We start from the raw sequence: 25,560 nt of genomic DNA, 5'->3' as shown, positions 1-25,560 counted from the left end.
AGCATGAGACTATCTGCCGGCATGCCCTCCCGCCTCGGCGCAAGCTGGGACGGACGGGGGACCAACTTTGCCTTGTTCTCTGCGAACGCCACCAAGGTCGAACTGTGTCTGTTCGACAGCCAGGGGCGGCGCGAGCTCGAGCGCATCGAACTGCCGGAGTATAACGAGCACGTCTTTCACGGCTATCTCAACGATGTCTCGCCGGGCCAACTCTATGGCTATCGCGTGCACGGGCCCTATGAACCGGAGCATGGCCATCGCTTCAATGCGCACAAGCTGCTGCTCGACCCCTATGCCAAGAAACTGGCCGGGCGTCTCGTCTGGAGCGATGCACATTTCGGCTATCGCACTGGCTCGTCGCGCGAGGACCTGTCCTTCGATCGCCGCGACAATGCGCGCGGCATGCCGAAGGCCGTGGTGGTCGACGAGACCTTCAACTGGGGCCGCAAGGAAGCGCGTCCCAGCGTACCCTGGGAAGACACCATCATTTATGAGGCCCATGTCAAAGGCCTGACGCAGACCCGCAAGGACGTGCCGCCAGGGCTGCGCGGGACCTATCGCGGCCTGTCGTCACCGTCGATGATCGAGCATCTCAAACGGCTTGGCGTTACCACCATCGAGCTGCTGCCGGTGCACAGCTTCGTCGATGACCGGCGTCTAGTCGAGATGAAGCTGGTGAATTACTGGGGTTACAATACCCTCTCCTTCTTCGCCCCCGAAGCGCGCTACGGCACCGACAATCCGCTCGATGCGTTCCGCACGACGGTCGCACGGCTGCATGATGCGGGCATCGAGGTGATGCTCGACGTGGTCTATAACCACACCGCCGAAGGCAATCATCTCGGCCCGACGCTGAGTTATCGCGGCATCGACAACGCTTCCTATTACTGGCTGATGCCGGACAATCCACGATTCTATGACGACTTCACGGGCTGTGGCAGCTCGATGAACCTTACGCATCCGCGCGTGTTGCAGATGGTGATGGATTCATTGCGCTACTGGGTCGAGGTGTGTCACGTGGATGGCTTTCGTTTCGACCTTGCGACTACGCTGGCGCGCGGGCCGAATGGTTTCGATCGCAATAGCGGTTTCCTCACCGCCATCCGGCAGGACCCTGTCCTCGCGAACGTCAAAATGGTCGCCGAGCCCTGGGACCTCGGCATGGGCGGCTATCAGGTCGGCGCGTTTCCATCGCAGTGGTCGGAATGGAACGACAAATATCGCAGCGCCATGCGCCGCTACTGGAGCGGCGAAGGCTCGCTGATCGGCGAAGTCTCCAGCCGCATGACCGGCTCGTCAGACGTGTTCAATCATGACGGCCGCAAGCAGCGCGCCGGCATCAACCATGTCACCGTGCATGACGGTTTCCCGCTGGCCGACCTGTTTGCCTATAACGAGAAGCACAACGAGGCCAATGGCGAGGACAATCGCGACGGCTCCTCGGATAACCTCAGCAACAATTTCGGCGTCGAGGGCCCGACCGACGATCCCGAGCTGCTGGCGCTGCGCCGACAGCTGCGCAAGAACCAGCTCGCCTGTCTGTTCCTCGCGCAGGGCGTGCCGCTGCTGCTGGCCGGCGACGAGGTCGGCAACACCCAGGGCGGCAACAACAATGCCTATTGCCAGGACAACGAGATCGGCTGGGTCGGATGGGACAATCTCGGCGACAAGGACGACGATCTCACCGACTTCATCGGCCATATGGCGCAACTGCGGCAGCGCTTCCCGCAGATCACCACGCAGCGCTGGCTCGACGGCCGCCGTGCCGATGGCAGCTATGGGGTACTGTGGCTGACGCCCTCGGCCGACGAGATGACCGAGACGGACTGGGCTTTTCCAGACGGGCGCTTCCTGTCCTATGTGCTTAGCGCTTCCGGCGACAACACCAACCCGATCTTCATCGTGCTGAATGCGGCGCCTGAGGGCATCCCGTTCAAGCTGCCGAAGATGCTGGAATACAAGAACTGGCGGCAGGTGCTGAACACCGCCGACGAAAAGCTCTCCATCGCTATCCTGCCGCCCGGTAGCGATATCGATGCGCCGCCGCGCTCGGTGCTTGCCTTTGCGGGGACGCCAGCATGAGCGCTCATTCGTTCGGACCACAGCTGACCGAGAAAGGCGCGGTCTTCCGCCTCTGGGCGCCGGCTGCGCAACGCGTCGACGTGGTACTTGGGAATCAATCCCATCCCTTGAAGCCCGGCGAAGACGGCTGGTTTACTGCGGAGGTCGCAAGTGTCGAGGCTGGCGACACCTATCGCTTCAGGATCGACGGCAAGACCGACGTGCCCGACCCCGGCTCACGCTTTCAGCCGAACGATATCGCCGGCCCTTCCGAAGTCATCGATCACAGGACCTATGCGTGGCGAGCAGCCGACTGGCGCGGGCGGCCGTGGGAAGAGACCGTGCTGATTGAAACCCATGTCGGTACCTTTACGCCGCAGGGCACCTATCGCGCGATGATCGACAAGCTCGATCATCTCATCGCCACCGGGATCACCGCACTCGAGCTGATGCCGTTGGCCGATTTCGCCGGCAAGCGCAACTGGGGTTATGACGGTGTGCTGTGGTATGCGCCGGACGCGATGTTCGGCCGCCCGGACGATCTGAAGGCGCTGATCGACGAGGCGCATCTGCGTGGGCTGACAGTGTTTCTGGACGTCGTCTATAACCACTTCGGCCCGGAAGGGAATTACATCGGGCAATATGCGCCGTCCTTCTTCGGCGAGGCGCATACGCCGTGGGGCTCGGCGATCAACTATCGCCTGCCGGACGTGCGGGCCTACGCGATCGAGAATGCCGTGGCGTGGCTGCGTGACTATCGCTTCGATGGGCTCAGGCTCGATGCCGTGCATGCGATTCCCGAACAGGGCGAGATCCCGATGCTGCACGAGCTGAGCCGCGAGGTCGGCAAGCTGGCCGCCGACACCGGCCGGCTGATCCATCTGGTGCTCGAGAACGACGACAACCGCGCCACTCTGCTCGATCCCGCCACCAACCCGCCGCGCGGCAAATATCGTGCGCAGTGGAACGACGACTATCACCATGCCTGGCACGTGCTGCTCACCGGCGAGGACAAGGGCTATTACAGCGACTACGCACCGAAGCCGCTCGATCATATCGTACGGGCGCTGGGCTCGGGCTTCGCCTATCAGGGCCAGTCGTCGGCGCATCGCGACGGCGCACCGCGCGGCGAACCATCAGGCGAACTCGCACCGGCGGCCTTCGTGAATTTCCTGCAGAACCACGACCAGATCGGTAATCGTGCGCTTGGCGATCGGCTGGAAACCTTGGCCAAGCCCGAGGCCATCGAAGCTGCACTGGCCATTACATTGCTGGCGCCGATGGTGCCGATGCTGTTTCAGGGCGAGGAATGGGGCTCGAAGGTGCCATTCCCGTTTTTCTGCGATTTCGAAGGCGATCTCGCCAATGCCGTACGCAATGGCCGCAAGAAGGAATTCGCCAGCGCCTACGAAAAATATGGCGACGAGATTCCCGATCCGTTGGACGAGAGCTCGTTCCGCTCGGCCTTCCTCGATTGGGATAATCGCGAAACGACCACGGGCAAGACGCGGCTGACGCTGGTTCGCGAGCTGCTCGCATTGCGCAAGCAGCATATCGTGCCGCATCTCGCTGGCGCACGGTTCGGCCAGGCTGAGGCGAGCGAGGACGGTTGGCTCACGGCCTTCTGGACAATGGGTGACGGCAGCAGGCTGCATCTCACGGCCAATCTTTCCGACAAGGCCGTCAACGCAGCACCGCCGAGCACAGGCACAACAATTTGGGGTAACACTACCACCGGCGTGGGGACGCCGTGGTCCGTCGTATGGCGGATCGGAGATAGATAATGGCTCCTGCGATTCCCGTCGCGACCTACCGTATTCAACTCACCAAGGATTTCGATTTCGATGCCACCGCGGGCATCGTGCCCTATCTGAAGGAACTCGGCATCACGCATCTCTACGCGTCGCCATTCATGAAATCGCGCGCCGGCTCGACCCATGGCTATGACATTGTCGATCACACCAAGCTCAATCCGGAGCTGGGCGGCGAAGAAGGTTTCGAGCGCCTGAGTGCCGCGCTGAAGGCCAACGATATCGGCCTGATCCTCGACTTTGTGCCCAATCATGTGGGCGTGCATTTCGCAGACAATCCTTGGTGGCTCGACGTGCTGGAATGGGGACAGGCCTCGCCGCACGCCGTCTCCTTCGACATCGACTGGGACACCCTGCCCTATCGCGCACGCGGCGGCCTGCTGCTACCGATCATCGGTAGCTCTTATGGCCAAGCACTGGACAATGGCGAGATCGAGCTGAAATACGACGCCGAGGAAGGCAGCTTCTCGGCCTGGTATTTCGAACACCGGCTGCCGATCGCGCCGGAGCGCTACAGCGAGATGCTGCGCACCATCGTCAAGGAAGCCGATGCCGGCAACACGCCAGCCGGCCGCGCAATCCTGACACTGGCGGCCAGGCACAAAGGCCTCCGCCATCCCAACCGGCGGGAAGCCCCGGCTTTCAAGCAGCAGCTGGCGTCGATCGACGGCGCTGCCGAGGTTATCACGCGCGGCCTCGACGCCTATCGCGCCGGGCTGGATCGGCCCGCCCAGATTCAGGCCATGCACATGCTGCTGGAGCGCCAGCACTACAAGCTCGGTCAGTGGCGCCTGGCATCGAGCGAGATCAATTACCGCCGCTTCTTCGACGTCAATACGCTGGCTGGCTTGCGTATCGAGGACGCCGATACGTTCGAGGCGATCCATTCGCTCGTCAAACGGCTGATTACCGAAGACAAGCTGCAGGGGTTGCGGCTGGACCACATCGACGGCCTTCACGATCCCTCGCAATATTTCCAACGGCTGCGCCGGCTGATCCGCGAGGCGCATGGCAACAGCACCAAGCCGTTCTATGTCGTGGTCGAGAAGATTCTCGGCGAGCACGAGAAGCTGGTGCCCTTCGCCGGCGTGCATGGCACCACCGGCTATGAATGGCTCAATGTGATCACGCAGGTGCTGGTCGAAGAAAAAGGCCTGGAACCACTGGGCGAAACCTGGCGACAGGTGAGCAACGTCTCGCCGAAATTCGAACCGCAACTGGTGGAAGCCAAGCGCCGCGTGCTCGATACGCTGCTGCTCAGCGAATTCACCGTGCTGACGCGTCTGCTGGCACGGATCGCCAACGGGCATTATTCGACGCGCGACTTCTCCGCCGACACGCTGCGTCAGGCTTTCGAACTTTACGTGCTGCATTTCCCGGTCTATCGCACCTATCTCTCCACCGCCGGTCCATCTGCCCTCGACCGACAACTGATCGCCACGACCATCGAGAAGGCTCGCGCCGACTGGTTCGGTGCCGATGAAGGCTTGTTCGACTTCTTGCGCGACGCTCTGACGCTGGACCTGCTGAAACCCGGCCGCCCCGCACATAGCAAGCCGCGGGTGCGACGCTTTGCATTGAAGGTGCAGCAGTTCACCGGGCCGACGATGGCGAAGTCGCTCGAAGACACCGCCTTCTATCGCTATCATCGCCTGCTGGCGTTCAACGAAGTTGGCGGCGAGCCGGCAGCGGAAGCGATACCTGTCGCCACGTTCCACGAGATAATGATCACACGCGCGCTCGAGCGGCCGCATGGCATGACTTCGACGGCCACCCACGATACCAAGCGCGGCGAGGATGCCCGCGCGCGTTTGCTGGCGCTGGCCGAAATGCCCGGTGAATGGGCCAGTGCTGTCAGCCGCTGGAAGTTGCTGAACGCGCCGCATCTGATTGTTGACGGCGAAATGCGCGCGCCCTCCGCAGCGTTTGAGTATATGTTGTACCAGGCGCTTATCGGCGCATGGCCGCTCGGCGGGCAGGACAATTCCTTCCTCGAGCGGATGCAGGCCTATGCGCTGAAGGCGGCGCGCGAGGGCAAGCAGGAAACGAGCTGGCTCAACCCCAACGACACCTATGAGAAGGGTCTGCGCACGTTTCTGGAGCGCATTCTCGACCCGGCCCAGTCGCCGGAATTTCTTGCAGCGCTTGAGACCTTTGCCAAACGCACATCGCTGATCGGCGCGTTGAATTCACTCAGCCAGATCACGCTGAAAGCGACCATTCCCGGCATGCCGGACTTCTATCAGGGCACCGAATTCTGGGATTTCTCGCTGGTCGATCCCGATAACCGCCGCCCGGTGGATTTCGCCGAACGCGCGAAAGTGCTGAAGGCACTGCAGCAACCGGATTGGGCGGCACTGGCGCAGCACTGGGATGATGGCCACATCAAGCTCGCCTGGACGCGCGAGCTTTTGAAACGCCGCACCGAGATGGCAGCCGTCTTCACCGATGGCGATTACGAACCACTTGAAGTGACCGGACCTCATGCCGCGCACATCATCGCCTTTGCTCGGCGGCATCAGCGCGACGCGGCAATCGTCGTGATCCCACGCGCTTTTTCCGAAGCGACACAAGGCGGGCGGCATTGGCCGGAGGCGACGGCCTTCGACGCGACAGTGATCGCGCCCGGCTACCTCGTTGAAGGTTCTGCGCAGAAGAACGGCGCGATCCAGCTCTCCGTTGCCAAGCTCTTCAGGCAGATTCCGATGGCGATCGTGAAGGCACATGCCGCGCCGAAACGCATTCGTTCGACGCGTTTGCGATAGCACACACGACAAGGCCGCCCGGGATCGATGGCCGGACGGCCTGGCGGATGTCGTGCCGACTCGAGAAAGGTCGGTTCCCTTCCTCCGCGTGCTCAAAGCTTTTCATCAAATTGTTTGCGAGTGGTTTACGATCAAACTCGTGTGCGCCGCACTATCGCACGGCATTTTTATGTTGCGCAGCAGCAGACATTGAAGATGCGTGAGATTTTCTGCACGCCGCAATCGCCGCTTCAACTCTTTTTTGTGAGCAGCAGATTTCCGCGCGATTTGATCGCCGCCTGCGCCACTTCCGCGAAACGCTGCAGCAACCAGGGCAGCAGCACTTCGACAGTGACATGATCCTCGGCTACATCGACATGACCGGACGCCGCCTGCCCCATGGCACGGACGCGGAAGATCATCCGGTCGCCGTCCCAGCGCTCCTCGTCAACTTTCAACATTGGTACATTAGTTGCTGCGCGTGTCAGTCCTGTCTTGAGCCGGCGCGCAGCTTCCTCGCGGCCGAGACTGTGCGGAATGGAAACGACGAGCGGTGCAGACATCTCATGATCCTTTGTTAGCTCGCACGGATGTAAGCGCGATTTCGCCCGAGGGTAGTCGTAATCGAAGTTTCACTCATGGAACCTTGGGGATGCCTGCGCGTTTTTATCGCATGAAGGCAGCAGGCTTGTCCGTCTGCCAGGCTGAGGAGAAATCCATGTCCATTGGTACTATCATTCTGATCATTCTGATTATCGCCTTGCTTGGTGGTTTCAGCGGTATCGGCGGCGGTCCGTTCTACGGCACCGGCTATTACGGCGGCGGCGGTCTTGGCCTCATCGTGGTAATTCTGCTGATCCTCCTGCTGCTTGGTAAGCTGTAAGAGCGGATATTGATTTCAAGGCGCGCGATCCGGAAGGATCGCGCGCTTTTCCATGTGCGTACGCTCTCACCGTCATCACCCGCGAAAGCGAGTAATGACGGTAAGAGTCATTTCATTTTCCCGATCGCCGACTTGATCGACGACGCAGCATCCTCGTAACCCGCCCACGCCTTGCTCTTCGCCATTAGCGACGGGACGCTGCGCACAGTGAAATTCTTCGGATCCAGATCTTTGCGCAACTGTGGCCATGTCAGCGGCATCGACACCGTGGCCCCCTTTCGCGCCCGCGGCGACAGCACCGAGACCGCGGTCGACATCCGGTCGTTGCGCAGATAATCGAGAAAAATCTTTCCACCACGCAGCTTCTTCGACATGTTGAGCAGATAGCGCTCGGGGTCGTCACTGGCCATGTGCTGGCACACGGCCTGCGCAAATGTCTTCGCCGTTTTCCAGTCGACCTTGTCCTTCGCGCCGTGCAGCAGTGGCGCCACCACATGCAGACCCTTGCCGCCGGTCGTCTTGCAGAAACTCTCCATGCCGAGGCGCGCGAGCCGTTCGCGCATCTCGCGTGCCGCATCCATGACGGCAATGAACTCCACATCAGGCGCCGGATCGAGATCGAACACTAAACGTCCCGGTGTATCCGGAGCATCAGGCGCACAATTCCACGGATGCAGTTCGAGCCCGCCGATCTGCGCGACGGCCGCAAGACCCTCGACGCGATCGATCTGCAGGTAAGGCTTGCGGTCACCGGAGACTTTCACGAGTTCGAGCAGGTTGGATGTCCCCGGCATTGCGTGGCGCTGGAAGAACTGCTGCCCGTCGATGCCGTCGGGCGCGCGCACGATCGAACACGGGCGACCCTTGAGATAGTCCATCATCCAGTCGCCCACGGCTTCGAAATACACCGCGAGACCGCGTTTGGTAACCGGCTCGCCATCGCCGGCATCCGGCCATAGCTCCTTGTCGGGTTTGGAGATCGATACGCCCATGACAACGGCATTGCCTGCCGCAGCTTTTGCGGGCGCGGCTTTTCTTGCGGAGCTTTTGGCAGTTTTCTTCGCGCTGCGCTTCGGCGTCGGCTCGACAAGTTCGGTCCTCTTGGGAGTCTCGGCCTCGACCTCATCGGCCGGCTTGTCGTGCCGCAGCCCCTTGAATGACGCCTGACGCACCATGCCCGCGCCGGTGAAGCCTGCGAATTCGATCTCGGCCACCAGTTCGGGCTTGAGCCAGTGCACGTCCCGGCCACCCGGCGGCGTCTCCTTGCCGCCGAACGGGCTGGTCTTCGCCGCTGCTTTCTTCAGCGCCGGCATGATGCGCGTGACCTTGTCCTGGCCAAATCCGGTGCCGACGATCCCGACATAGGCCAGATGATCGCCTCTATTGACGCCGACCATCAGCGAACGGAACTTGCCGGCATTACTCTTCCATCCGCCGATCACGACCTCATGGCCGGCCCGGCATTTGGCCTTGGTCCAGTGTTGCGAACGGCCGGACATATAGGGCTCCGACAGCTTCTTGGAGACGATGCCTTCCAGCGACAGTTTGCAGGCCGACTGCAGAATGGCGTCACCACCAGTCTCGAAATGATCAACATAGCGAATGAGGCTTTCCTTGCGACGGCCGCGGGCTTTGTCGAGTAGCGCCTTCAATCGCTCCTTGCGCTCGCCAAGCGGCAGCTTCCGCAGATCTTCGCCTTCGGCGAACAGAAGGTCGAACGCGAAAAAAATAAGCGTATCGGTCTCGTCATCCGACAGCGCCGCCTGCAGAGCCGCGAAATCCGGCGCGCCATGAGCGTCAAGGCCGACGATCTCGCCATCGATGATAGCGTCCGGCAGGCCGGTGGCTTCCTTGGCGATGGCCTGAAACTTCTCCGTCCAGTCGAGCCCCTTGCGTGTCTTCAGCGTGGCTTCGCCGTCTTCGACGCGGAGTTGCACGCGATAGCCGTCGAACTTGATTTCATGCGCCCAGCCATCCGCGGAGGGCGGCCGATCCACGACGGTACAAAGTTGAGGCGCGACGAAGCCAGGCATCCTTGCGACCTTGACCGGCTTCATGGAGGTTCTGGCTGCCTTTTTTGTCACGGCGCTCTTTGCTGCAATCTTCTTGGTCGCACGCTTGCCGACATCCGCCTTGGTCTTCACACCCTTCTTCGCACGCGCATCAGCAGCACTCCCCTCGCTGGAATCCCACACCGCGTCCGGCTTGATCTTCGCCGTCTTCGCGATCATGAACGGCTTCGGCGCCTTCCCTTTTCCTGAGGCGATGGCGCTCATGGTCCGGCCGGATGCCACTGACTTATCATCGTCGAGAATGGTGTTGGCGTTGCCCTCCCTCACAAACTCATCGCGATGCTTGATCAGCAACCAGTTGGTGCGCTTGCCGCCATTGCGGTCATGCTTCATGCGCACCAGCACGAAGCCGCCATGCAGCTTCTCGCCATCCAGCGTGAATTTGAGGTCACCTTTCTTGAAGCCCTTGTCCGGGTCGTCGCTCTCCCAATAGCCACGGTCCCACAGCTGCACGGTGCCACCGCCATATTGTCCCCGGGGAATCGTGCCTTCGAAATCGCCGTAATCCAGCGGATGGTCCTCGACCTCGACAGCGAGGCGCTTGTCAGCGGGATCCATCGATGGCCCGCGCGTGACCGCCCAGGACTTGAACACGCCGTCCATCTCAAGCCGAAGGTCGTAATGCAGCCGCGTGGCATCGTGTTTCTGGATTACGAAGCGGCGACGCTTGGCTGGCGCAACCACGATCTTGCCGGATGGCTCCTTGGTGACCGCGAAATCGCGTTTCCGGCGGTAGATCTGAAGCTGCTTGTCGGCCACACCGTCCCCCACTCACCACATTGGGCGCATGATCCGGCCCGGAACCAAAACCGGCAACTGCCGTTGAAGTTCCTGGAAATCCACGCCGGCGCAATACTTTGCGGCCGGTGCGCGTCATTTTGTAGATCGAGTTGGAGGACGAGTATGGCCCCGCCCCGCGCCTACTGGAAAGGCTCTCTCAAGCTGTCGCTCGTCACCTGCCCGGTGGTGCTGTATCCGGCCGCGACCTCGGTCGAGAAAACCAAATTCCACATGATCAACCGTGAGACCGGCAACCGGCTGAAACAGCAGATGGTGGATGTCGAGACCGGCGACGTCGTGGAGAAGGAGCAGAAGGGCCGCGGCTACGAGATCAGCAAGGGCGAATATGTCGAGATCGAGAAGGAAGAGCTCGAGGCCGTGCAGATCGAGAGCAATCACACTATCGACATCGACAACTTCGTGCCGCGCGACGAGATCGATCGGCGCTATCTGAACAATCCCTATTACATCGCGCCCGACGGCAAGGCCGGCGCCGATGCGTTCGCCGTGATCCGCGATGCCATGAAGGACAAGGACCGCGTGGCGCTAGCGCGCATCGTGCTCACCAATCGCGAGCACATCATCGCCATCGAGCCGCTCGGCAAGGGCCTGCTCGGTACCACGCTGCGCTTCCCCTATGAAGTGCGCGACGAGGAGGACTATTTCGACGATATCAAGAGCCCGAGGATTTCCAAGGACATGATCGACCTTGCGGCGCATATCCTCGACAGCAAGGCGTCGCATTTCGATCCCAGCAAGTTCAAGGATGAATATGAGACCGCGCTGAAGACGCTGGTGAAGCGCAAGGCTGCGGGCAAGCCGGTGAAGGTCGTCGAGAAGGAGGAGAAGCCGGACAACGTCATCAACCTGATGGATGCGCTGAAGGCGAGCCTCAAGGGTGGCAAGGGCAAGTCGACCAAACGCGCTTCGTCGTCACGACCACATGTAGCACGCAAGCGCCCGGTCAAGAAGGCTGCGCGGTCATCAGCGCGACATCGCAAGGCAAGCTGAGGGCATGAAGATTTTGGGAATGATCATAGGCATCGCGGTGATGTCGACCGCGGCAGCGCAGGCGCAGCAACTGCAGACACGGGAATGCAACGCCTCGAATATCGCCTTCGTCGCCGAAGCCATCGCCAAGATGGCCGATGGCAAGCAAAAGAAGACCGCTTCCGACGAGATCGGCCTGGCCAGCGAAGCAATGGCGGAGGGCAAGGACGATGAATGCAGGGACCACCTGCTGAAGGCGACGCTGCAGACGAAGTGAGGCGATGACGCTTCGGTCGAAACTGTCATGGCCGGGCTTGTCCCGGCCATCTACGTCTTTTCTCTCCCCAAGACGTGGATCCCCGGAACAAGCCCGAGCATAACGAAGATTGGTTCATATGCGTCGATCAACGTACATCGGCGCAGCCTCAGGCCTTCGTCGACTTCCGGGATTTTTTTGCCGCTTTCTTTTTCCCCGCCGTCTTCTTGCTGGCTTTCTTCACCGTCTTTTTCTTCGGCACCTTCTTGCCCTCGGCGCGAGCTTCCGACAGGCCGATGGCGATCGCTTGTTTGCGGCTGGTCACCTTCCTTTTCGAACGACCACTTCTCAGCGTGCCGGCCTTGCGCTTCTTCATGGCCCGCGCGACCTTTGCGGCGGCCTTCTTGGAATATTTCGCCATTCCATGCTCCCGTTGTGATCGAAACGATCAATCGTCATCATCGGTGATGGTTCCGCGTGGGTGATGTGCGAACGAACGCACTTATGAAATCCCTATAACGCGGCACCGCCGCTCATCTCGTTTTCAAACGGGCAGCCGATCATCTTGCAGCCATTCGCTCAAGCGAATGAACTGGAGACTGCAAGTGATCACCATCGAACCTCCCTCGTGTAGCTCATCCCTCGTTTTCATCGGCAAGAACGGCCGCGGCCAGTGGGTCGCGCAGGAGCAAAACGGCCTATTCGGCGGGTTATTCGTCAGCCGCGCGAATGCCGTGCGTTATGCACTGTTCGAGAACGGCCATCGCCCCGAAGCTATCATCGAGATGGCGGGCCTCATCGAACTCGATATGAACGCCCTGCCTTTCACGGCAGCAACCTCTGTCGAACGGTTACAACAACGGCGCGTCGCCTGAGCTTCCCGCCATGTCCACAGTTGCTCTTCGGGCTCATGCCCTCCCGCAAGCTCATGCCTCCCATCACGCCAACGACTGGCTGCACGGCATCATCGCCGATCTGCCGACGCCGTTCGACACGCATGGCGCGCTCGATCTCCTCACTTTCGCGCGGTTGTGCGAGCGTCAGGTCTGCGCCGGCGCCAGTGCCATCGTGGTCGGCGCGACCACCGGCGAAGCCGACACGCTCACCTCGAAGGAGCGCGCTACGCTGATCCGCACCGCCGCCGGCGTCGCCCGCGGGCGCATCCACGTCATTGCCGGCGCGGGATCGAACTGCACCAGCCGCGCCATTGAATCGACGCGGCTGGCATGGGCTGCCGGCGCCGATGCCGTCATCTCGGTCGTGCCGTATTACAACCGCCCGACGGCAAGTGGCATCGCAGCGCATTTCCGTGCGATCCTGGAGGCGACATTGCTGCCGGTCATTGTGCATGACGCACCGTCGCGTTGTGCCCGTCCGCTGGCCGACGACACGCTCATCGGTCTCGCCGCCTCGCCACGATTGATAGGCCTGCGCGACGACACCGGCGACGCCGGACGGCTCGCGCGATTGCGGCCGCTGCTGCCAGCGGGTTTCCGGATGCTGACGGGACAGGACACCGCAGCCCTGCCCTATCTGCTGCTCGGCGGTGACGGCGTTGTCTCCGCGATGGCCAATGTAGCGCCGCAGCTCTGCCGCGGCATGTATTACGCGGCCCGCCAGGGCTGCCCGCGCTATGCGACGACCATTTCCGACATGCTGGCGCCACTCGCCGCGGCATTGCCGCCGGATCAGGTTACATCGGCAGTGAAATATGCATTGACCTTGCGGGGCCTGGGGAGTGCCGCCGTGCGCCTGCCGCTGATCGAGCTTACAGATGCCGAGCAGCAGCAGGTACGCGCCGCGATGGAAGCGATCTGGGCACAGCCCGACGACGCACCGCCCCTGCGCCGCGCCCGCTAGGCTTGCGGGCGCTCGTTCTTCTCACGACATTTCGGGCCGGGTCCGCGCATATAATGCGCGGCCGGCCGATAGACAGCAGGTCCAATGACGAAACGCCATAGCCGGGCGAGAATGCCCGGCATGATAGTCGCGTAGGAGCCGATACGCGCGAATAGCGCTGCAGAACGGTCTTCCCTCATGGCTCGCTCCGGCGATCCTGAAGCACCGGCGTATCAGCGGCGCGCACACGGACGCGCGCCAGTTCACGCCGCGCGCGGCGCATCTTGTCGGCCACCAGGGCCATGTGGATGGCGGCGAAGAAGCCCTTGATGTGGTTACGCGTCAGCCTGATGGCTACGCAAAGCCGTTTCCATTGGATGTCGCCCGAGTGATGGACGATCGGCGGCTGATTGCGGCTGATGAGATAGGAGCGATAGGCGCTGTCGGCCGAGAAATCGTGCAGCTGCGTATCGCGATTGTAGAACATCGTCATGGTCGTTGTCCGTCTTCTCAAATCCCTGGCGCATGAGCGCGTCGGGATGGTGAGAAGATGCGGACATCGCCATATGAAATCGAGACGGGTAGCCGCGCCTGTTCATAGGCGCGGCATAAAGATCAGGAGGCTGGAACTGCCGGAAAGACCAGCGCTCGCTCAGCTCTTGGCCATGCAGTCTTCGATGTAGAACCAGCGGTCGTCGCCGGCGAGGCCCTTGACCTTGACGTCCTTGCGGCAGGCCTTGAGCTTGCCCTTGTTGGCGCTCCACTTCGCCTTCATGTCCTTCAGACTCTGCTTGTTCAGCTTCATCTTGGCGGGCGCAGCAGGGGTTGCCGGCGTCGCAGGCGCCTGTGCCGAAGCAACGCCCATTGAAGTCACAACGAACAGTGCGGCCAAGAGGCCCGTAGTGATGCGTGTCATCGTTATCCCCGAATGTGCTTGTTTTGAAGATTTTTCGTCAGATGTGAAACGGGACCGGAAGCTTTCGCTGCCGGTCCCGCGCAGGTTTTACTGGAAGATGCGCGCGGCGCTCTGCAGCGTCAGCCAGACACCCCAGCACAGCGGGACACCGACGAAAGCCCAGAAGGCAATGGCTGCGCCGTCGAAACCGCCCTTGCCGATACCATAGGAGCCTCCGCCGGCCGACGCCGCCTCGGCGCCCTTGGCCTGCAACTTCGCGACTTCCTCCGGCTTCATGAACCAGTGCGGCGCCAGTGGCTTCACCAGCATGTTGCAGATCAGTCCCAGCACCAGCATGCCGGCGAGGATGTACATCGTGAAGTCATAGACCTGCGCCCGCGGCACGCCGGCAGCGATCTGGAATTCACGGATGTAGTTCACCACCACCGGACCGACGATGCCCGCAGTCGCCCAGGCCGTCAGCAACCGGCCGTGGATCGCACCCACGAACTGGGTGCCGAAGATATCGGCGAGATAGGCCGGGATGGTCGCGAAGCCGCCGCCATACATCGAGAGGATGATGCCGAAGGCCAGCACGAACAGAACCTTGCTGCCCATCGCCGCGAAGGTCGGCACCAGCGCGTACAGCACGATACCGAGAATAAAGAACGTGTAGTAGGTATTCTTGCGGCCGAGCTTGTCCGACAAAGACGCCCAGAAGAAGCGGCCGCCGATGTTGAACAGCGAGATCAGACCCGCGAAGCCGGCGGCGATGCCGGCGATCGCCGTCTTCTGTGCAGCCGAGAGCTGGCTGAAGGAGAGGTCCGGCGCACCGATCAGCTTGCCCGCAAAGATTTCCTGCAGCATCGGCGAGGCCATGCCGATGACGCCGATGCCCGCCGACACGTTCAGGCAGAGCACGCCCCAGATCAGCCAGAACTGCTTGGTCTTGTGCGCATTGTCGAGATGCACGTGGCCGGTGGTGATCATCGCATTCGCCGTAGCCGGCGGGGTCCAACCTTCCGGCTTCCAGTTCGGTGGCGTGATGCGATAGGAGAACGCACCAATGGTCATGAACACGAAGTAGATGACGCCCATGGCGAGGAAGGTCTGCCAGACGCCGACATCGGTCGGGGTCTTGAAATAATTCATCAAGAGGTTAGCCAGCGGCGATCCGATCATCGCGCCGCCGCCGAAGCCCATGATCGCCATGCCCGTCGCCATGCCGCGACGATCCGGAAACCACTTCACCAGCGTCGATACCGGCGAGATGTAGCCGAGGCCGAGACCAACACCGCCGATCACGCCGGAGCCGATCCACAGCAGCCAGAGCTGATGCGTGTAGACGCCGATCGAACCGAGCACGAGGCCGCCGCACCAGCACATCGCCGAGACGAAGCCCGCCTTGCGCGGCCCGACCCGCTCGAGCCAGCCGCCCCAGATGGCGGCGGAGACGCCGAGCAGCACGAAGAACAGCGTGTACATCCAGCCGAGGCTGGCGACCTTCCAATTACAGGTGGTGGTGAACAGCTCGGTGGCGAGGCTCATGCCCTCGCACACTTCCTTCGAGGCAGGTGTCGTGATTGCTTGCGACAGCGGCAGCCAGAACACGCTGAAGCCGTAGGCCATGCCAATACAGAGATGAATACAGAGTGCAGCAGGTGGAACCAGCCACCGGTTGAAGCCGGCGGTCGCAATGATGCGTTCGCGTTCCAGCAATCCTGGCTTGGTGCCAGACAGTGTTCCGGCGTTGCCCACACTTGTCATGAAAGTTCTCCCCTGCAGCCGACCCTTCTGAGCCGGTCTGCGATTTGAAAAAGTCGCTTCGTCAATTCCCCTGCGGCGCGCGGACAAAGATTCACGCACGCTCGCACTTTAGAACAGGGCCAGAAGCGACTGCGGGAGTCGATAGTCCAAAGGTATCAGGAGCGAAAATTTCTCAATGATTTCCACTGCATCGCAGCAATTCAATCGCGATTTGCAATCGCAGCATTTCGTTTTTCGATGAAGAAGATCATCACATCGCCGCTGCGTTCAGAGGTCTCGATCTGATCACCGCTTTGCTGAATCAACGCAGGGATGTCGATCACTGCGAGGGGGTCCGTGCAGTGGACTTCGAGCCGGTCGCCGACCGACAGAGCCTTCATCGCCTTGCGCGTCATCAGCGCCGGCAATGGGCATTTCAATCCGGTCAGGTCGAGCTTGGTCACGGGCATCGCACAGTTCCATTTGGTGCAACTGCGTTATATCGGGCCAGCGCCAAATGTCATATGCAGCGGTATGACGATGACGAACACATATCCGGCCACTCCGGGCGTACTTCTCGCGGGCGGTCTCGCGCGCCGGATGGGCGGCGGCGACAAGCCGATGCGCGAGATCGGTGGCCGCAGCATCCTGGCCCGCGTGATCGCGCGCATCGCGCCGCAATGCGACGGACTGGTGCTGAACGCCAATGGTGATCCCGCGCGATTTGCGTCCTTCGGTCTGCCGGTGATTGCCGACGACGTCGCGGATTTTCCCGGCCCCCTCGCCGGCATTCTCGCAGGTCTGGAATGGACAGCCGCCAACCGACCGGATGTCACATGGATGCTCAGCGTCGCTGGCGACTGCCCGTTCCTGCCGCGCGATCTCGTCACCCGCTTGCATCAGGCCCGCACCGCGGAGAATGCGCAGCTTGCTGTCGCGTCATCGGCCGGGCAATCGCACCCCGTCGTCGGCCTGTGGGATGTCTCCCTGCGCCATGAGTTACGGCACGCGCTCGTCAACGAGGACATCCGCAAGGTCGGCCGCTGGACGTCCCGCTACAGACTCGCAACCGTGGAATGGCCGACTGATCCTATTGATCCGTTCTTCAATGCCAATACGATGGACGACATCGCCGAAGCCGAACGGCTTGCAAAGCTGGATGACAACTAACGACATATCGCCGTTTGGAATGACATCGACCGAGAAGCGGCCGTCAGGCCGCCTCTCGACATGATGCGATCGCGTCAGAACCTGACAGCGAAATTGCCTCGCAAGGTCTGGTCGGTGACACCGGAGCCAAACTGCCCGCCATAGGTGAGACCAAGAACGGCGTCTGGCGTGACATTGACGTCAAAGCCAAGGTCAGCGACGGCGCCATTCCTCGCAATCGGGACGCCAGCAACGGTGAACGGCGATCCACCGGCGAAGGCCATGGTCGAGGTCGGCGTGACGTCGCCGAAGGCATGACGCCAGCCGAGCATGCCACGCGCCGTCGCGGTCATCCCGTTGCCGAGATCAAAGCCTGTCGACGCCCGAAGCCCCAGCGTGGTGAAGGTGACGCCGGTGGTATCGCTGCGGCTGGCGAGCGCGGCGGCGCCGCCCTTCTCCGTGAAGCCATCGGTCGACAGATTCACATAAGCGAGATTGGCGAAAGGCTCGAAAGCCAGATGGCCAAGCGGCGTCCGCCCTGCCCTGATGCGATAGCCTAACTCGCCGAAGGTCTGCGTGGTGCCGGCGCTGTAGTTGTTCCTCAGCAACTCGGCGACGCCCGGAAACCCTACCGAGCGATTGATCGAGAGATCGTGCCGCGTATAGGCAAGACCGGAGCGGAAAGCGAGATCGCCCCACTGCGTGCCGCCATAGAGGCCGCCATGGTAGTTGTCGCTGGCGCCGGAGGAATTACGATCGCCAACGCGGAAACTCGATCGGCTGTAGCCGCCGATTGCACCGACGCGCCATCCATCGACGAACGGCGCATCGGCACCGACCATGAAGCCGCCGATATCGCGCTTGACGGTTGCAGCATTGCCGTCGCCGTTCCACTGCCCCCAGGAGCCGAAGCCGCGGCCCCAAACCGCAATGCCGTCGGTGGCGGCTGGTGCAAGCACGGGGCGGCCGTTGACATAGGTCGTGACCGGCGCGGCAGCCGCGCCGACGCCGTCAAACGCAGCGCGCAGCCGATCGATCGCTGCCTCGCGCAGGAAGCGGGTATCCTCGATCATGACGCCCTTGACCGAGGCATGCACCTCGCCAGAGATCTGGTCGAAGGCCCCGCGGGCCTGCGCCGCATCGAGCTGCACCAGTGCGCCCACCAATGGACTGCCAACCGGCAGACTATCTGCTCCTCCACCAGCCGCGATCTGATTACGGGTCGATCCGACCGAGGCGAAGGTGACGTTGCTGCGGCTGACGCCAAGATAGACGTTGGTCGCATCGTAGGTCAGGCCGTAGGCCAGGAACGGCGTCACCGTCGCTCCGCTGGCGCTGGCGAAAGTGCCATTGATGCCGCCGGCTGCCGTCAGGATCGTAAACTGGCTCCCGAGAGGCGCGGCACCGGAGGCGACGATTGTGCCACCGTTCAGCGTCGCGCTTCCTGTCGCTGCAATTTTATCCGACTGCCCGGCTGCGTTGGTCTCCACCTGATAGATTGATCCCGCTGCAAACATCACATTGCCATTGACGTTCAACGTACCGATCGAATTGCCGGGGCCGACGATGCCGCCACTATTGGCAGCGATGCCGCCGACCGTGCCCGTGCCGCCCAGGATGCCGCCGCCCGACACCGTCACCACCGAATTGGCGAGCGAGCCGTTCACGGCCAGCCGGCCACCGGTCACGCTGGTCGCGCCGGAGAAGCCGCCCGAATCGCCCGTGAGGATAGTTGTGCCGGCAAGCTGGTTGATCGATCCGGGCCCACTGATATCCGGGGCAAAAGTATAGCCGGTGCTCGTATGATTGAAATTGATCGCGCCGGTCCCGTTGCCGAAAAAGACAGACGCACTATCGAGCGTGCCCGGCGCGGCCGCCGCCGCTCCGGTGCCGCCGCCGATATTGAGCGTACCCACTGAGCCTGCTTGAAAGCCAAGAAGCACATTGCCGCTGACCGATACGACACCACCATTTGCAATCGTGAGCGTGCCGTTTCCCATTTGACCGATAGCGAGGCCATTATTGGCGACGATCAAATGCGAGCCCGGACCTGTGACCGTTGCCGTGCCAACCGAACCTGCGGCCTGCCCTATATAGCTCGTCCATGTTGTACCAACGACCGTGCCGCCGTTCGAAACCACCAGCGTGCCTGTTCCACCGTTACCGACAACAAAATCGCTGGCGGTCAAAATCGAACCTGCGCCATCGACGGTCGCCGCCCCGGAACCACCAAAGTGATCTCCGATAGAGAACTCCCACACTGAGGTGCCGACGGCCGCACCGTTCAGGATATTCAGCGTGCCGGCGCCACGATAGCCGACCACCATTCCCTCAGCATTCCAGACCGAGCCCGCGCCCGTAACGGTCGCAGTGCCAACCGAGCCGAACAGATTGCCGAGGAAGGCCTGGCCGCCCGCCAGGGTGCCACCGTTCGAAATTGTCAGCATGCCGGTATTATTCAGGCCGATATTCGTTGTGCCGGCCGCCGCCGTCCCGCCGCTGATCAGCGTCGCGTTGGGCCCGGTGGTGTTGATCACGACCGATTGGACTGATGTCGGGACGGTGCCAAGATCCCAGTTTCCGGGTGTGTACCAGTCCGTGGATGTCGTCCCCGTCCAGTCGACCGCCATAGCCGGAGCGGGCAAGGCGACGCACACAAGCGTCACACAGCCAATCGCGAGCGCCAGATAACTGGCATTCGTCAGGTATCGCCTGGGTCTTCCGATGGTGCTGGTCGTCGAACGTGGAGACATATATTCCCTCTTGCGAACCGGTAGCCGTGCACCAGAAGTCGCATTGCTCCGCGGCGGTGTCTTGGGCTGGAATGCAGAGGAATTGTCCTGGAGAGAGATGCGTTGCTTTCCCGAACGGTGTGCCCGTCAGGCAACGCTCGATCGGTCAACAGCGCCAATCGTCATTGCGCGCATGCAACTGCATGATCGCGCAGTGACTATCGCGCGCTGCTCGGCGTGCAGCCGAAGCGACGGCGAAAGCATCGATTGAAATAGGCGATGTCGTTGAAGCCGCAGATCATGGCGATCTCGCTGACACGCATCGCACTGCTGTGCCGGTCCTGCAGCATCCTGTAGGTCTTCTGCAGTCGCAATTCGAGCACGCGTTCAGAAAAGCTGATGCCGGTCTCCTGCAAGAGATCATGAACGTAACGCGCCGACAGCTTGAGCTCCCGCGCAACGCCTTGCGCCGAAATGCCGTGGTTGGCGTAATTGTCTGCAATATTCGCCAGGACCGCCTGCAGCCTCGCCGCACGGAGCCCCCGCAGACCCGCCAGCTCGGCGGTCCCGCCCTTCGCACCCGTCGCCAGACCGATGAGGTCGACGATCGTCGTTGCCGCATGCGCAATGAGACCCGGATTCACGAGGGCCGGGCCGGTTTCAAGAAGGTGACAATAACGTTTGAGAAGACCCAGCGCTTCGTTGTCGTCGCCGATTTTCAGTGCCAGCCTGCTATCGATCTGCGGAAATGCTTGCGACAGAACTTCGCGCGGGATCACCACATTCATCCAGACATTCTCGTCGGCGCCAAGCATTTGCAAGGGCTCGGATGCAGTGACGAGGGCCGCTTCTCCCCGGCCGACAGCATAGTCCCGACCGACCTGCCCGCCAGTCAATTCAGTGCCGGCCTTGTTGATCAGCAGAAGATAGCTGTCATTGCTATCATCGGCGATGTTGCGTTCCTTTCGCGTCGCCTGCCTGATCGTTCCGGCCATCTGGCCGACAACCACCGGCCCGATACTCGTAGCTTCGATCACAGCTTCGAAAGGGAGTTTGTCGGACACCGCGTATTCGACCGACCAGATCTCCGCAACGTGAATATCCTGCCACAAGTCAAACTTGGCCTTCTCGCCGAGATGAAGCGGCAAGTCCTTGGACGAAAACGCAGTCTTTTGCACAGGCGGCCTTTCGGTATTCAGGATTTTGGGATGATCGCGTCGGCATCTTTACCGAAGGTCCTTGATCTCCCCGTCCACAGCTCATGGAGCCTTACACGTGCCGAACGGGTTATCGGTCAAGCGCCTCTGGCAAGGCGCAGGCATGTGTCGTGTTGAGATCGCACTTCGTTCGATCCGGCACGGCAACTTTGCATTCCGCCCCATCGAAAGGCGAGCGCGTTGTGATGATTTCCGCTGCGCGCGGCAACTAGCATACAACTACAATATGTCAAAGCGTCGTGATGGGCTCTGCTCGCCTGCTATATCAAGCATTGGATTTCATGCGCTATCGTACTTGTTGCGCCCTCACACCTGCTGCATGATCGGCCCAAAGCTGGGACCTGCATGTGACGCGTAACACAGCTAAAGCACCGGGGAGGCAATATTCATGCGCTTGAAAAGACTGACCGTCACACAACTTTCACTCGCTGGCGCTTTTGCGCTTGCGCTGCTCGCCACATCCGCAAACGCCCAGGTCTCCGACGATGTCGTCAAGATCGGCGTGCTCACCGACATGAACGGTCCGGCCTCGACGCCCTCCGGCCAGGGTTCGGTGACGGCCGCGCAAATGGCCGTGGATGATTTCGGCGGGACCGTGCTGGGCAAGCCGATCAGCATCATCATCGGTGACCATCAGCTCAAGCCCGATGTCGGCGCCAGTCTCGCGCGGCGCTGGTACGATGTCGATCAGGTCGATCTCATTGTCGACGTGCCGGTGTCTGCCGTCGGCCTCGCGGTGCAGAACGTCGCCAACGATCGCAAGCGGCTGTTCATCACCCATTCGACCGGCGCTGCGGACTTCCACGGCAAGTTCTGCTCGCCCTATACGATGCAATGGGTGTTCGACACCCGCGCACTTGCGGTCGGCACCGCGCAGGAAGTGGTGAAGCGCGGCGGCGACACGTGGTTCTTCATCACCGACGATTTCGCCTTCGGCCATGCGCTGGAGCGCGATGCATCTGCCATCGTCACCAAGACTGGCGGAAAGGTGATCGGCTCGGTGCGTCCGCCATTCGGCGCGTCGGACCTCTCGTCCTTCGTGCTGCAGGCGCAGGCCTCGAAAGCCAAGATCATCGGCATCGCCGGTGGGCCGCCGAACAACATCAACGAGATCAAGACCGCCGGCGAATTCGGCGTATTCAAGGGCGGCCAGCAGATGGCCGCCCTGCTGGCGCTGATCACCGACATCGACTCGCTGGGGCTGCAGACAGCACAGGGCCTGCTGCTCACGACCGCCTTTTACTGGGACATGGATGACAAGACCCGCGCCTGGTCGAAGCGCTTCTTCGAGAAGACCAAGCGGATGCCCACCATGTGGCAGGCTGGTGTCTATTCCTCCACCATGGTCTATCTCAACGCCATCAAGGAGGCCGGCACCGACGAGCCGCTGAAGGTCGCCGCCAAGATGCGCGAGAAGCCGATCGAGGATTTCTTCGCACGCAACGGCAAACTGCGCGAGGACGGCTTGATGGTGCACGACCTGATGCTGGTACAGGTCAAGTCGCCCGAAGAGTCCAAGTATCCGTGGGACTACTACAAGATCCTCGCGAAGATTTCCGGCGAGGAAGCATTCGGGCCGCCGGATCCGGCCTGTGTGTTGGGAAAGAAGTAGTAGACGAAAACTATCGGCGGCGCTCCATCTTCCCCTCTCCCCTTGCGGGAGAGGGTGGCCGCGCGAAGCGCGGACGGGAGAGGGGTAGTAGCAAAGCGCGGTGCCCGTGGCGCCCCCTCTCCCGTCTGCGCGCCTTTCGGCGCGCATCCACCCTCTCCCACCTAGCGCAGCTACGCTGCGCGGGGAGAGGGGAAGAAAGAACGGCTACTTCACCAATCCAATTTCCCGATAGTACTTCAGCACCCCGGGATGGATCAGCGCCACATCGGGCGCTGACGCCACCGTGTTCGACGCTGTCGTCTCCTTCGCCTGCGCCAGCCGCGCGCCGAGCGTGGCTTCTGCGCCGTGCAGCGTTTTCGCGAGACGATAGGCGACCTCATCCGGCAGCGTTTCGCGCGCGAGGATGTAGCTCCACGAGCCCACCGACGCGATCGGCACCGGCTGGTTCGGATAGCTGTTGGCGCCCACCAGCATCGGCTTGAGGAAGGCGTGCTTGGCACGGATCTGCGCGATCTCCGCCGCATCGGGCGCAATGAAGCGCGCGCCGCCGGGGCTTTCGCTCATGGCCTTGAAGCCGGGCCAGCCGAGGCCTGCGCCCCATAATGCGGCGACGCGGCCGTCCTGCACCATCGCCGGACCGTCACCGGCGCGGTCGAGATAGACCGCCTGAAAATCCTTGTCCTGATCGAGGCCGATCCCGTCCAGCACATAGCGCGACAGGAACACGAGGCCGGAGCCTTTTGCACCGAAGGCGATCGGCTTGCCGACAAGATCGCGGATCGTCTTGTAGGGGCTGTCAGCGCGGACCACGAACATGCCCGGATTGGAATACAGCGCGGTGATGATCTTGAGCTTCGTCGGCGCCCGGCCGATGCCCTTGAACGCTTCATAAGCGGGCTCGCCGGCCACCAAAGCGAGATCGAGCTGACCGACTTCGAGCAACGGGATGTTCTCGGTCGAGCCTTTGGTATTGCGCGTGGCCAGCGTCAGCGACGGATCGGCCTTGTTCATCACCTCGGCAAAGGCGTCGCCATAGAGCGGGAAGCCGCCGCCGGGCGTCGCCGTGCCGAGACTCAAGCTGAGAGGCGTGGTGGTCGACATCGATTTGGCTCCCTCCTGCGCAATGGCCGTCGTGACAGTCAGGAACGCTGCGCAAACAAGCGGCATCATTTTCATGGGGCACCTCGACGTCGTTCGGTCTGCATCGTTCGACCAAGCTTGTAGGCAAAATCCGAATTCTATGAAAGCATGGAGGTAACGGGCGGCAAGCCCGATCGAACGACGTTGCGCATCAGCGCTGCGATTTTCATGTCTGGGAGGAACTATGATCGCTTTTCTGCGTGCCGCTGTGCTGTGTCTTGTCGGCTTCGCCAGCCTTGCCACGACAACCCTCCCCGCCTCCGCCGCCGGCTATCCGGATCGCCCGGTGCGCTGGCTGATCGGCTTCGCTGCCGGCGGCCCCGTCGATATCGTGGCGCGCATCATGGCACAGTGGCTGTCGGATCATTTCGGCCAGCAATTCGTCGTGGAAAACCGCGCTGGATCGGGTGGCAACCTCGCCGCAGCCGCGGCCGTGACCTCGGCGCCGGATGGCTACACGTTGCTGTTCGTCGCGCCGAACAACGCAATCTCGGCCTCGCTGTACAAGAAGCTGCCTTACGATTTCATCCGCGACACCGTGCCTGTCGCCAGCATCATGCAGCTCACCAATATGCTGGTGGTGTCGAATGGCATGCCCGTGAAAACGGTCCAGGAGTTCATCGACTACTGCAAGGCCAATCCCGGCAAGATCTCCTATGCGTCCTCGGGCAATGGCACCTCGGTGCATATGTCAGCCGAATTGTTCAAGGCGATGACCAAATGCGACATGATCCACGTGCCCTATCGCGGCTCGGCGATCGCCTTTCCCGACATCATCTCCAACAAGGTGCAGTTGATCTTCGACAACCTGCCCACGGCGCTCGAACAGTCGCGGGGCGGCACCGTCCGCGCGCTCGGCGTCACGTCGCCGCAACGCTGGCCCATCGTGCCGGATGTCCCGGCCATTGCCGAGACGGTGCCAGGCTTCGAGTCCATCGGCTTCTACGGCATCTCCGCGCCGAAGGGCACGCCGCCGGAGGTGATTGCCACCCTCAACAAGGCTGTGGGCGAAGCGCTGAAGGATCCGAAGCTGATCGCACGGCTCGCCGAGACCGGCGGTGTACCGAAGCCGATGACGCCCGAGGAATTCGGCAAACTGGTTGCCGCCGAAACCGAGAAATGGCGCAAGGTGGTGGAATTCGCCGGCGTCTCGGTCGACTGAGCAGGGTCGATTGATCCGGGAGCGATTGAGCTAGACGCTCACGGCGACCATGGCGGGCAGCAGCTCAGAACTGCTGACCGCCCCGGCCACGAGATAGGCGAAGCCCAGCAAAGCCAGGAAGCCGAGGAAGAACAGCGCAAAGAGGATGATCGAGAGCTTCTTGGCGAAAGCCGAGATATTGGTGAGGCCGAGTCCGCCGGCAATCAGGGAAATGATCAGACAGATGACAGCCCAGCGAAACACCCGCGCCTCCCGACGTTGAAATTGCGCAGACAAACGCCACCGCCCGGCCAAAGTTCCGCCCCCCGGGAACGCGGCATTGCCCACAGGCGATGGCCGATATAAGGAATGCCTGCACCGCCGTCCCCGGTCCTCACGCCCGCTGGACGCCGGCGGGGCCTGTAGCTCAATGGTTAGAGCCGACCGCTCATAACGGTCTGGTTGCAGGTTCGAGTCCTGCCGGGCCCACCA

The 25,560-nt window shown here is 61.8% G+C and carries 23 protein-coding genes and 1 tRNA gene; 12 read left to right on the top strand and 12 right to left on the bottom strand.

Going from position 1 to position 25,560, the window contains the following annotated elements; all coding sequences use genetic code 11:
- The first annotated feature begins 3 nt into the window (after positions 1 to 3).
- From glgX to treY, 3 genes are read left to right on the top strand one after another with little or no spacing between them, the layout of a single operon-like run.
- On the top strand, positions 4 to 2,082 hold the full coding sequence (glgX, locus tag AB8A50_RS00120; protein ID WP_093760720.1) for a glycogen debranching protein GlgX: 2,079 nt from the start codon (positions 4 to 6) through the stop codon (positions 2,080 to 2,082).
- Positions 2,079 to 3,845, top strand: coding sequence for a malto-oligosyltrehalose trehalohydrolase (gene treZ, locus AB8A50_RS00115; protein ID WP_439076352.1), 1,767 nt, complete (start codon positions 2,079 to 2,081; stop codon positions 3,843 to 3,845). The genes glgX and treZ overlap by 4 nt, the downstream gene beginning before the upstream one ends.
- Positions 3,845 to 6,637, top strand: a complete 2,793-nt coding sequence (gene treY, locus AB8A50_RS00110) for a malto-oligosyltrehalose synthase (protein WP_439076351.1) — start codon at positions 3,845 to 3,847, stop codon at positions 6,635 to 6,637. The genes treZ and treY overlap by 1 nt, the downstream gene beginning before the upstream one ends.
- Positions 6,638 to 6,867: 230 nt before the next feature.
- Here the strand turns inward: treY and AB8A50_RS00105 are convergent, their stop codons facing one another.
- The gene (locus AB8A50_RS00105; RefSeq protein WP_439076350.1) at positions 6,868 to 7,179 is read right to left on the bottom strand and encodes a polyhydroxyalkanoic acid system family protein; all 312 of its coding nucleotides are present in this window, start codon (positions 7,177 to 7,179) and stop codon (positions 6,868 to 6,870) included.
- Positions 7,180 to 7,334: 155 nt separating this feature from the next.
- Between AB8A50_RS00105 and AB8A50_RS00100 the strand changes: the two genes are divergently transcribed.
- Positions 7,335 to 7,499 carry a DUF3309 family protein gene (locus AB8A50_RS00100; protein ID WP_081422059.1) on the top strand — a complete coding sequence of 55 codons (165 nt, stop codon included), beginning with the start codon at positions 7,335 to 7,337 and terminating at the stop codon, positions 7,497 to 7,499.
- 107 nt (positions 7,500 to 7,606) lie between these two features.
- Here the strand turns inward: AB8A50_RS00100 and ligD are convergent, their stop codons facing one another.
- Positions 7,607 to 10,330, bottom strand: coding sequence for a DNA ligase D (gene ligD, locus AB8A50_RS00095; RefSeq protein WP_439076349.1), 2,724 nt, complete (start codon positions 10,328 to 10,330; stop codon positions 7,607 to 7,609).
- 144 nt (positions 10,331 to 10,474) lie between these two features.
- Here ligD and AB8A50_RS00090 point away from each other — a divergent pair, with 144 nt between their 5' ends.
- Both AB8A50_RS00090 and AB8A50_RS00085 read left to right on the top strand, forming a co-directional pair.
- Entirely contained in the window at positions 10,475 to 11,362 is an 888-nt protein-coding gene (locus AB8A50_RS00090; RefSeq protein WP_439076348.1) for a Ku protein, read from the top strand.
- Positions 11,363 to 11,381: 19 nt separating this feature from the next.
- Complete coding sequence (locus AB8A50_RS00085; protein WP_439076347.1) at positions 11,382 to 11,618, top strand: hypothetical protein; 237 nt, start codon at positions 11,382 to 11,384, stop codon at positions 11,616 to 11,618.
- Positions 11,619 to 11,766: 148 nt separating this feature from the next.
- Here the strand turns inward: AB8A50_RS00085 and AB8A50_RS00080 are convergent, their stop codons facing one another.
- Positions 11,767 to 11,973 carry a DUF6496 domain-containing protein gene (locus AB8A50_RS00080; RefSeq protein WP_439076346.1) on the bottom strand — a complete coding sequence of 69 codons (207 nt, stop codon included), beginning with the start codon at positions 11,971 to 11,973 and terminating at the stop codon, positions 11,767 to 11,769.
- A 229-nt stretch (positions 11,974 to 12,202) separates the two neighbouring features.
- Between AB8A50_RS00080 and AB8A50_RS00075 the strand changes: the two genes are divergently transcribed.
- Positions 12,203 to 12,472, top strand: coding sequence for a hypothetical protein (locus AB8A50_RS00075; protein WP_231077671.1), 270 nt, complete (start codon positions 12,203 to 12,205; stop codon positions 12,470 to 12,472).
- 10 nt (positions 12,473 to 12,482) lie between these two features.
- Entirely contained in the window at positions 12,483 to 13,457 is a 975-nt protein-coding gene (dapA, locus tag AB8A50_RS00070; protein WP_439076345.1) for a 4-hydroxy-tetrahydrodipicolinate synthase, read from the top strand.
- Here dapA and AB8A50_RS00065 read toward each other — a convergent pair.
- From AB8A50_RS00065 to AB8A50_RS00045, 5 genes are all read right to left on the bottom strand, one after another.
- Positions 13,454 to 13,636 (bottom strand): hypothetical protein, encoded by a 183-nt coding sequence (locus AB8A50_RS00065; protein ID WP_439076344.1) that lies wholly within the window; start codon positions 13,634 to 13,636, stop codon positions 13,454 to 13,456. The genes dapA and AB8A50_RS00065 overlap by 4 nt on opposite strands.
- Positions 13,633 to 13,929, bottom strand: coding sequence for a hypothetical protein (locus tag AB8A50_RS00060; RefSeq protein ID WP_176454717.1), 297 nt, complete (start codon positions 13,927 to 13,929; stop codon positions 13,633 to 13,635). Before AB8A50_RS00060 ends, AB8A50_RS00065 begins: the two co-directional genes overlap by 4 nt.
- Positions 13,930 to 14,088: 159 nt before the next feature.
- Positions 14,089 to 14,352 carry a hypothetical protein gene (locus AB8A50_RS00055; protein WP_089267466.1) on the bottom strand — a complete coding sequence of 88 codons (264 nt, stop codon included), beginning with the start codon at positions 14,350 to 14,352 and terminating at the stop codon, positions 14,089 to 14,091.
- 87 nt (positions 14,353 to 14,439) lie between these two features.
- A complete protein-coding gene (locus tag AB8A50_RS00050; protein ID WP_175367285.1) occupies positions 14,440 to 16,098 on the bottom strand; it encodes an OFA family MFS transporter in 1,659 nt (552 codons plus the stop codon).
- Between the two features lie 200 nt (positions 16,099 to 16,298).
- Positions 16,299 to 16,547, bottom strand: coding sequence for a sulfurtransferase TusA family protein (locus tag AB8A50_RS00045; RefSeq protein ID WP_089267468.1), 249 nt, complete (start codon positions 16,545 to 16,547; stop codon positions 16,299 to 16,301).
- A 70-nt stretch (positions 16,548 to 16,617) separates the two neighbouring features.
- On the opposite strand from AB8A50_RS00045, the gene mobA reads away from it, so the two are divergent.
- Positions 16,618 to 17,247 carry a molybdenum cofactor guanylyltransferase MobA gene (gene mobA / locus AB8A50_RS00040; protein ID WP_309946799.1) on the top strand — a complete coding sequence of 210 codons (630 nt, stop codon included), beginning with the start codon at positions 16,618 to 16,620 and terminating at the stop codon, positions 17,245 to 17,247.
- A 74-nt stretch (positions 17,248 to 17,321) separates the two neighbouring features.
- On the opposite strand, the gene AB8A50_RS00035 is transcribed toward mobA, so the two are convergent.
- Together AB8A50_RS00035 and AB8A50_RS00030 are read right to left on the bottom strand one after the other, a co-directional pair.
- Positions 17,322 to 19,979: an autotransporter outer membrane beta-barrel domain-containing protein gene (locus AB8A50_RS00035; protein WP_439076343.1), complete on the bottom strand. Its 2,658-nt coding sequence runs from the start codon at positions 19,977 to 19,979 to the stop codon at positions 17,322 to 17,324.
- Between the two features lie 197 nt (positions 19,980 to 20,176).
- Positions 20,177 to 21,136 carry an AraC family transcriptional regulator gene (locus AB8A50_RS00030; RefSeq protein WP_439076342.1) on the bottom strand — a complete coding sequence of 320 codons (960 nt, stop codon included), beginning with the start codon at positions 21,134 to 21,136 and terminating at the stop codon, positions 20,177 to 20,179.
- Between the two features lie 427 nt (positions 21,137 to 21,563).
- Here AB8A50_RS00030 and AB8A50_RS00025 point away from each other — a divergent pair, with 427 nt between their 5' ends.
- A complete protein-coding gene (locus AB8A50_RS00025) occupies positions 21,564 to 22,787 on the top strand; it encodes an ABC transporter substrate-binding protein (protein WP_439076341.1) in 1,224 nt (407 codons plus the stop codon).
- Positions 22,788 to 22,991: 204 nt separating this feature from the next.
- Here the strand turns inward: AB8A50_RS00025 and AB8A50_RS00020 are convergent, their stop codons facing one another.
- A complete protein-coding gene (locus tag AB8A50_RS00020) occupies positions 22,992 to 23,963 on the bottom strand; it encodes a TAXI family TRAP transporter solute-binding subunit (protein WP_439076340.1) in 972 nt (323 codons plus the stop codon).
- Between the two features lie 148 nt (positions 23,964 to 24,111).
- Between AB8A50_RS00020 and AB8A50_RS00015 the strand changes: the two genes are divergently transcribed.
- The gene (locus AB8A50_RS00015; RefSeq protein WP_170849793.1) at positions 24,112 to 25,089 is read left to right on the top strand and encodes a Bug family tripartite tricarboxylate transporter substrate binding protein; all 978 of its coding nucleotides are present in this window, start codon (positions 24,112 to 24,114) and stop codon (positions 25,087 to 25,089) included.
- A 30-nt stretch (positions 25,090 to 25,119) separates the two neighbouring features.
- Here the strand turns inward: AB8A50_RS00015 and AB8A50_RS00010 are convergent, their stop codons facing one another.
- Positions 25,120 to 25,332: a DUF1328 family protein gene (locus AB8A50_RS00010; RefSeq protein ID WP_089267474.1), complete on the bottom strand. Its 213-nt coding sequence runs from the start codon at positions 25,330 to 25,332 to the stop codon at positions 25,120 to 25,122.
- Positions 25,333 to 25,484: 152 nt separating this feature from the next.
- Here AB8A50_RS00010 and AB8A50_RS00005 point away from each other — a divergent pair.
- Positions 25,485 to 25,560 (top strand) — tRNA-Ile (locus AB8A50_RS00005).

It is taken from the genome of Tardiphaga sp. 841_E9_N1_2, from assembly GCF_051811065.1.
In the GTDB taxonomy this organism is placed as follows: domain Bacteria; phylum Pseudomonadota; class Alphaproteobacteria; order Rhizobiales; family Xanthobacteraceae; genus Tardiphaga; species Tardiphaga robiniae.
This window is presented reverse-complemented; position numbering and strand designations above follow the sequence as displayed.

What these genes read in the sequence shown, in the direction of transcription:
- AB8A50_RS00100 (WP_081422059.1), top strand. Translation starts at nt 7,335, where the DNA reads ATGTCCATTGGTACTATCATTCTGATCATTCTGATTATCGCCTTGCTT.
- AB8A50_RS00055 (WP_089267466.1), bottom strand. Translation starts at nt 14,352, where the DNA reads ATGACACGCATCACTACGGGCCTCTTGGCCGCACTGTTCGTTGTGACT.
- AB8A50_RS00015 (WP_170849793.1), top strand. Translation starts at nt 24,112, where the DNA reads ATGATCGCTTTTCTGCGTGCCGCTGTGCTGTGTCTTGTCGGCTTCGCC.
- mobA (WP_309946799.1), top strand. Translation starts at nt 16,618, where the DNA reads ATGACGAACACATATCCGGCCACTCCGGGCGTACTTCTCGCGGGCGGT.
- AB8A50_RS00060 (WP_176454717.1), bottom strand. Translation starts at nt 13,929, where the DNA reads ATGACGATGTTCTACAATCGCGATACGCAGCTGCACGATTTCTCGGCC.
- AB8A50_RS00105 (WP_439076350.1), bottom strand. Translation starts at nt 7,179, where the DNA reads ATGTCTGCACCGCTCGTCGTTTCCATTCCGCACAGTCTCGGCCGCGAG.
- glgX (WP_093760720.1), top strand. Translation starts at nt 4, where the DNA reads ATGAGACTATCTGCCGGCATGCCCTCCCGCCTCGGCGCAAGCTGGGAC.
- AB8A50_RS00080 (WP_439076346.1), bottom strand. Translation starts at nt 11,973, where the DNA reads ATGAAGAAGCGCAAGGCCGGCACGCTGAGAAGTGGTCGTTCGAAAAGG.
- AB8A50_RS00065 (WP_439076344.1), bottom strand. Translation starts at nt 13,636, where the DNA reads ATGAGGGAAGACCGTTCTGCAGCGCTATTCGCGCGTATCGGCTCCTAC.
- treY (WP_439076351.1), top strand. Translation starts at nt 3,845, where the DNA reads ATGGCTCCTGCGATTCCCGTCGCGACCTACCGTATTCAACTCACCAAG.
- AB8A50_RS00085 (WP_439076347.1), top strand. Translation starts at nt 11,382, where the DNA reads ATGATCATAGGCATCGCGGTGATGTCGACCGCGGCAGCGCAGGCGCAG.
- AB8A50_RS00035 (WP_439076343.1), bottom strand. Translation starts at nt 19,979, where the DNA reads ATGTCTCCACGTTCGACGACCAGCACCATCGGAAGACCCAGGCGATAC.
- treZ (WP_439076352.1), top strand. Translation starts at nt 2,079, where the DNA reads ATGAGCGCTCATTCGTTCGGACCACAGCTGACCGAGAAAGGCGCGGTC.
- dapA (WP_439076345.1), top strand. Translation starts at nt 12,483, where the DNA reads ATGTCCACAGTTGCTCTTCGGGCTCATGCCCTCCCGCAAGCTCATGCC.
- AB8A50_RS00020 (WP_439076340.1), bottom strand. Translation starts at nt 23,963, where the DNA reads ATGAAAATGATGCCGCTTGTTTGCGCAGCGTTCCTGACTGTCACGACG.
- AB8A50_RS00090 (WP_439076348.1), top strand. Translation starts at nt 10,475, where the DNA reads ATGGCCCCGCCCCGCGCCTACTGGAAAGGCTCTCTCAAGCTGTCGCTC.
- AB8A50_RS00045 (WP_089267468.1), bottom strand. Translation starts at nt 16,547, where the DNA reads ATGCCCGTGACCAAGCTCGACCTGACCGGATTGAAATGCCCATTGCCG.
- AB8A50_RS00050 (WP_175367285.1), bottom strand. Translation starts at nt 16,098, where the DNA reads ATGACAAGTGTGGGCAACGCCGGAACACTGTCTGGCACCAAGCCAGGA.
- AB8A50_RS00025 (WP_439076341.1), top strand. Translation starts at nt 21,564, where the DNA reads ATGCGCTTGAAAAGACTGACCGTCACACAACTTTCACTCGCTGGCGCT.